This is a genomic window from Pseudomonas sp. SBT1-2, assembly GCF_028640875.1.
GTDB classification, from domain to species: Bacteria; Pseudomonadota; Gammaproteobacteria; order Pseudomonadales; family Pseudomonadaceae; genus Aquipseudomonas; species Aquipseudomonas chlororaphis_I.
On sequence record NZ_JAQZAA010000114.1, the window covers coordinates 75902 to 81901 of the forward strand.

Below are 6000 nucleotides of genomic sequence, written 5' to 3' on the forward strand. Positions count from 1 at the left end.
TATCCGCTATCGATGCCGATGATTTCCGCCGCACAGGCGCCGCCTTGCAGAATCCACCCCAGCCCATCCCTTTCCACCGCTCACCCATCAAGGACGCCCCCATGTCAGCGCCTACCACCGCGACACTCCCCATGCGCAATGCAGTCTGGCTGCATATTTTCGCCGGCCTGTGCGCCAGCCTGGTCAGTATCGGGCTGGCGCGCTTTGCCTATACCCCGCTGATCCCGCAACTGATCCAGGCCCACTGGTTCGTCCAGGCCGACGTGGTCTACCTCGGCGCCGCCAACCTTGCCGGCTACCTGATTGGCGCGCTGATCGGCCATCCCCTGGGCAAGCGCCTGAGCAATCCGCGGGTGCTGCGGCTGATGCTGGTGGTCGCCACCCTGTCGTTCTTCGCCTGTGCCTGGGCCCTGTCCTTCAGCTGGTTCTTCGTCTGGCGCCTGCTCTCGGGGATCGCCGGCGGCGCCATCATGGTGCTGGTGGCGTCCACTGTGCTGCCCCACGTACCGCCAGCGCGCCGAGGCGCGGCCAGCGGCGCGATCTTCCTCGGCATCGGCCTGGGCATCGCCGGCTCCGGCACCCTGGTGCCGGCCCTGCTGGAATGGGGCCTGCGCGACACCTGGCTAGGCCTGGGGCTGGTGGCCGCGGTGCTGACCGCCGCCAGCTGGTTCTGCTGGCCGCAGAGCCAGCCCGAGCCCGCTGTCGCGGTGAAGGCCAGCGAGCCGGCCGACCCTGAAGACCCGGCGTCCGGCCGTGGCCTGCGCCTGCTGTTCGCCCAGTACGCCTTGATGGCCACCGGGCTGGTGCCGGCCATGGTGTTCCTGGTGGACTACGTGGCCCGCGGCCTCGATGCCGGCACCCATGTGGCGGCGCTGGTGTGGGTGATGTATGGGGTCGGCGCGATCGTTGGGCCGATGGTCTACGGCATGCTCGCCGACCACCTCGGGGCCCGCCGCAGCATCCGCTGGGTGCTGATCGTGCAGGCGCTGGCGGTGGGCGCGTTGAGCATCACCAGCCAGCCGTGGCTGCTGTGCGGGCTGGCGGTACTGATCGGCTCGTTCCCACCCGGCATCGTGCCTTTGGCCCTGGCCCGGGTCCACGAACTGAAGCAACACGCCCATGCCCAACAGGTCGCCTGGAGCCGCGCGACCGTGGCCTTCGCCAGCTTCCAGGCGCTGGCCGGGGCCGCCTACTCGCTGATCTTCAATGCCAGCGGCGGCCATCATCAGCAGCTGTTCGTGATCGCCAGCCTGGCGTTGCTGCTGGCCATCGCGCTGGATCTCGCCGCCCGCCGGCTGCGCTAGTACCGGTCGCCCACCGCTGCCGCGGTGGGCGACTTGCGTTATCAAAGCCCCTCATTGAGCCCTCGGACTTGACCGGCGGACCTCGCCATTCACGAAGAGCCTGTGAAATCCCTTTCCAATGCCTTCGCGCAAGAATAATGTAGCGATATCTACACTTTTCAGATCTGTCACTACATGAATAACTGGCTAGCGCTGATCCTCGGATTGCCGACCGCGAATGCAACAGCGCGCATGCGCGCCTGGCGAGCCCTGAAAGCCTCCGGGGCCGCGGTGTTGCGCGACGGTGCCTACCTGTTGCCGGACACCGCCGCCTGCCGCGAAACGCTGGCCGCGGTTGAGCGCGACATCCTGGCCCTCAATGGCACCGCCTTTGTCCTGCCCGTGGTGGACCCCAACGGCGAACGCTTTATCGGGTTGTTCGACCGCAACGAGGACTACAGCAAACTGCGCAACGAAATCGAGGAGTGCCGGGGGCAACTGACGGCGCAGAATGCCCTGGCCAGCACCCGGCAGATTCGCAAGCTGCGCAAAGCCTACGATCAGCTGGCCAGCATCGATTTTTTCCCCGGCCAGCCGAAGCAGCACACCGACGCCGCCTTGCAGGAGCTGGAGACGGCGGTCAGCCGGGCCTTGTCGACGGATGAGCCGTATAGCCGCGACCTGCCCATCACCCTGCTCAGCCCGGGCGACTATCAGGGCCGTGTCTGGGCGACCCGCAAGCGCCCCTGGGTCGACCGCCTGGCGAGTGCCTGGCTGATCCGCCGCTTCATCGACCCCAAGGCGCGGATCCTCTGGCTGGACCAGCCCCGGGACTGCCCGGCCGACGCCCTGGGTTTCGACTTCGATGACGCAGCGTTCAGCCATGTCGGCAACCGCGTGACCTTCGAAACCCTGCAAGCCAGTTTTGCCCTTCGGCAACCCGGCCTGGATCGTCTCGCGGCCCTGGTGCACTACCTCGATATCGGCGGCATCCAGCCCGCGGAGGCTGCCGGCATCGAGCGGGTACTGGCCGGACTGCGCGAAACCATCAGCCATGACGACCAGTTGCTGGCCGCTGCCAGCGCCATCTTCGACGGCCTGCTCGCCGAGTTCGTGAAAGAGGAGCAACCCCATGAGTAAGGTTTCCGAGTCGGCGCTGGAAACGGATCCGCCGAGGCCCGGGCCGGTCGGTTTGCTTGAAGCCTTCTGGTTCTGGCTCAAGCTCGGCTTCATCAGCTTTGGCGGGCCCGCGGGGCAGATTTCGATCATGCACCAGGAACTGGTAGAACGCCGGCGCTGGATCTCCGAGCGACGCTTCCTGCACGCGCTCAACTATTGCATGTTGCTGCCCGGGCCCGAGGCCCAGCAGTTGGCGACCTACATTGGCTGGCTGATGCATCGGACCTGGGGCGGCGTGATTGCCGGCACGCTGTTCGTATTGCCCTCGCTGTTCATCCTGATCGCCTTGTCCTGGCTGTACATCGCCTTCGGCGAAGTCCCGGTGGTGGCCGGGCTGTTCTATGGCATCAAGCCCGCGGTGACGGCGATAGTCATACAGGCGGCGCACCGGATCGGCTCGCGGGCCCTGAAGAACCCTTGGCTGTGGGCGATAGCCGCGGCGTCATTCACCGCGATCTTTGCCTTCAATGTGCCGTTTCCATTGATCGTGCTGGGGGCCGCCTTGATCGGTTACCTCGGCGGTCGCCTGGCCCCCGAGAAGTTCAAGGTCGGAGGGCATGGCGCGGCTAAAAAGTCCTTCGGCCCGGCCTTGATCGATGACGATACCCCTGCCCCTGGGCATGCCCGCTTCAGTTGGCTGAAACTCGCGCTGCTGGCATTCATCGGCGCCCTGTTGTGGGCCCTGCCGATGGGCGCCCTGACCGCGCTGTTCGGCTGGCAAGGCACCTTGACCCAGATGGGCTGGTTCTTCACCAAGGCCGCCCTGCTGACCTTCGGCGGTGCCTATGCCGTGCTGCCGTATGTCTATCAGGGCGCGGTGGGTCACTACGGCTGGCTGACCCCGACGCAGATGATCGACGGCCTGGCCCTGGGGGAAACCACCCCCGGGCCGCTGATCATGGTGGTGGCCTTCGTCGGTTTCGTCGGGGCTTATGTCTCCCAGGTGTTTGGCGCCGACCAGGTGTTCCTGGCCGGGGCGGTCGCGGCGGCACTGGTCACCTGGTTCACCTTCCTGCCTTCGTTCCTGTTCATCCTCGCCGGCGGCCCGCTGGTGGAGTCGACCCACAACGAGCTCAAGTTCACCGCGCCGCTCACCGGGATCACCGCCGCGGTGGTCGGGGTGATCCTCAACCTGGCGTGCTTCTTCGGCTACCACGTGCTGTGGCCGAACGGCTTCAGCGGCGCCCTCGACTGGCCCTCGGCGCTGATCGCCCTGGCCGCGGCGGTTGCCCTGTTCCGCTTCAAGCGCGGCGTGATCCAGGTGCTGATGGCCTGTGCGCTGGCGGGCCTGGCCGTGCACCTGCTGCGCTAGGGTACAGGCGCCGGCCCGCCAACGCTGCGGGCCTCAGCCCTGCCCCTTGAGGAAATGGCGGATGCGGATCTTCACCCCGTCGCTCTGGAAGCGACGGGCGGCCGCCTCGATCTTCAGTTCGGCGCGGGTCACCCGCTCGTGGTGACGCAGGTGGCCGACCCAGGATTCGTCGAAGAAAATCTCGCACCACAGGCGCGGGTTTTCGCTGTCCTGCAACAGGCACCAGGAAAACGAACCGTTGCGCTGGCGCATGCGGCGCACCGGGTTCATCGCCTGCTGGAAAGCCTGGGCGTGTTCGGGGGCGATGTCGTATTCCAGGCGGATCATCACCGGGCCGCGTTCCAGGTCCTGGTCGGCGCTGAGCAGCGGTTGCGGCCAGTGCAGCGACGGCGCCAGGTCTTCGGCGCTGCGCTGGGGCAAGCCGACCCGCCAGGTCAGCCCGACCCCGGCCAGCAGCACCGCGGCCGCCGCGCTCAGGGCAAGGCTCATGGACAACAGGCTGGCCACCCAGCCCCAGAGCAAGCCGCCCAGGGCCATGCTGCCGAAGAACATCAGGATATACACCGCCAGCGCTCGCGCCCGCACCCAGGCCGGCACCGAGGTCTGGGCCGCCACCTGGAAACTCGAGAGTACGGCGATCCAGGCGCCGCCGCTGATCAGCATCACCGGGATCAACAGATAGAAGTCGCGCAGCCAGGCCAGGGCGAACAGCACCAGGGCGTAGATCACGCTGGCCAGCGCCACCAGGCGATCCACCGCCAGGTGCTGGCGCAGCCGCGGCAACAGCATCGCCCCCAACACCGCGCCGAGGCCGACACTGCCGAGCAACACGCCGAACTGGGTCGCGCTGCCCTGCAACTCGCCGCGCACGATCAACGGCAGCAAGGACATGCCGGCGCTGGCGCCAAAGAAGAACGCCAGTGTGCGAATCAGCACCCGTTGCAGCGGATGGGAACTGCGGGCGTAGCGCCAGCCCACACGGATCGCACTGAACAGCCGCTCCGCCGGCAGTACTGCGACCTTCGGCTCGCGCCGCCAGCAGGCGAGCACGGCGATCACCGCAAAGAACGACAGCGCATTCACCGCGAAGGTCGCCCAGGGCCCGGCCAGGCTCACCAGGACCCCGGCGATGGCCGGGCCCACGGCACGCGCCACGTTGGTCCCGACGCTGCTCAAGGCGATGGCCGCGGGCAACTCGCCGGCGGGCACCAGCTCCGGGGTCAGGGCCGACCAGGCCGGCATCATCAGCGCTGTGCCGATGCCCATGGCCAGGGTCAACAGCAGCAACAGGGGCACCGTCATCAGGCCACTGAGGGTCAGGAACGCCAGGAGCATGGCGACACTGGCCATCCAGCCCTGCACCAGCAACAGGTAGCGGCGCTTGTCGACGATATCGGCCAGCGCCCCCGCCGGCAGCGCGAGGAAAAACATCGGCGCCGCGGCGGCCACCTGCACCAGCGCCACCGTCATCGGGCTGGCCGACAACGAGGTCATCAACCAGCCGGCGCCCACCTCGTGCATCCAGGTGCCGATGTTCGAGGCGATGCTGGCCAGCCACAGCCCGCGAAACAGGCCATGCTTGAGCGGGCTCCAGGGCGACAGGGAGGCCGCGCTACGGGAGGAATCGAGGGTCTGTTTCATGACGGTCCTTGAGTCGTGGGAACGGTGTGCAGTCCGGGCGTTTTCATCGCCAACGACCACCGGCCGACGCAAGCGGGTTGCGTCAGCCGGTGGTCATTGGCGACAGGCTTACTTGACCTGACGCTGCGGCGCCTTGTGCACCATGGTGTAGGCATAGTCCACGCCCATGCCGTAGGCGCCGCTGTGCTCGCGCACCAGGTCCATCACCGCGTCGTAGGTTTCCTTGTGCGCCCAGTCGCGCTGGAATTCGAGCAGCACTTGCTGCCAGGTCACCGGCACCGCGCCGGCCTGGATCATGCGCTGTACCGACATGTCATGGGCTTCCTGGCTGGTGCCGCCGGAAGCGTCGGTGACGATGTACACCTCGTAGCCTTCGGCCAGGGCTTCCAGGGCCGGGAAGTTCAGGCAGACCTCGGTCCACAGCGCGGCCATGATCAGTTTCTTGCGCCCGGTGGCCTTGACCGCTTCCACCAGCTTCTTGTCTTCCCAGGAGTTCATCGAGGTGCGCTCGATCGGCTGGTGATCCGGGAACACGCTGAGCAGTTCCGGCCAGATGTAGCCGCTGAAGCTCTCGGTTTCCACCGA

At 67.1% G+C, this 6000-nt stretch carries 5 protein-coding genes; 3 read left to right on the top strand and 2 right to left on the bottom strand.

Annotated elements, in window-relative coordinates; all coding sequences use genetic code 11:
* Window positions 1-101: 101 nt before the first annotated feature.
* The 3 genes from PVZ78_RS28610 to chrA all read left to right on the top strand — a co-directional run bounded on the left by PVZ78_RS28610 (window position 102) and on the right by chrA (window position 3774).
* On the top strand, window positions 102-1304 hold the full coding sequence (locus PVZ78_RS28610; RefSeq protein ID WP_028682132.1) for a YbfB/YjiJ family MFS transporter: 1203 nt from the start codon (window positions 102-104) through the stop codon (window positions 1302-1304).
* A 174-nt stretch (window positions 1305-1478) separates the two neighbouring features.
* Window positions 1479-2423 carry a chromate resistance protein ChrB domain-containing protein gene (locus PVZ78_RS28615; protein WP_273829629.1) on the top strand — a complete coding sequence of 315 codons (945 nt, stop codon included), beginning with the start codon at window positions 1479-1481 and terminating at the stop codon, window positions 2421-2423.
* On the top strand, window positions 2416-3774 hold the full coding sequence (gene chrA, locus PVZ78_RS28620) for a chromate efflux transporter (protein WP_273829630.1): 1359 nt from the start codon (window positions 2416-2418) through the stop codon (window positions 3772-3774). Before PVZ78_RS28615 ends, chrA begins: the two co-directional genes overlap by 8 nt.
* 33 nt (window positions 3775-3807) lie before the next feature.
* On the opposite strand, the gene PVZ78_RS28625 is transcribed toward chrA, so the two are convergent.
* Both PVZ78_RS28625 and PVZ78_RS28630 read right to left on the bottom strand, forming a co-directional pair.
* Window positions 3808-5415 (bottom strand): MFS transporter, encoded by a 1608-nt coding sequence (locus PVZ78_RS28625; RefSeq protein WP_038633390.1) that lies wholly within the window; start codon window positions 5413-5415, stop codon window positions 3808-3810.
* Between the two features lie 108 nt (window positions 5416-5523).
* Window positions 5524-6000 (bottom strand): isochorismatase family protein (locus tag PVZ78_RS28630; RefSeq protein WP_273829047.1); only part of this gene is annotated, 477 nt, incomplete at its 5' end.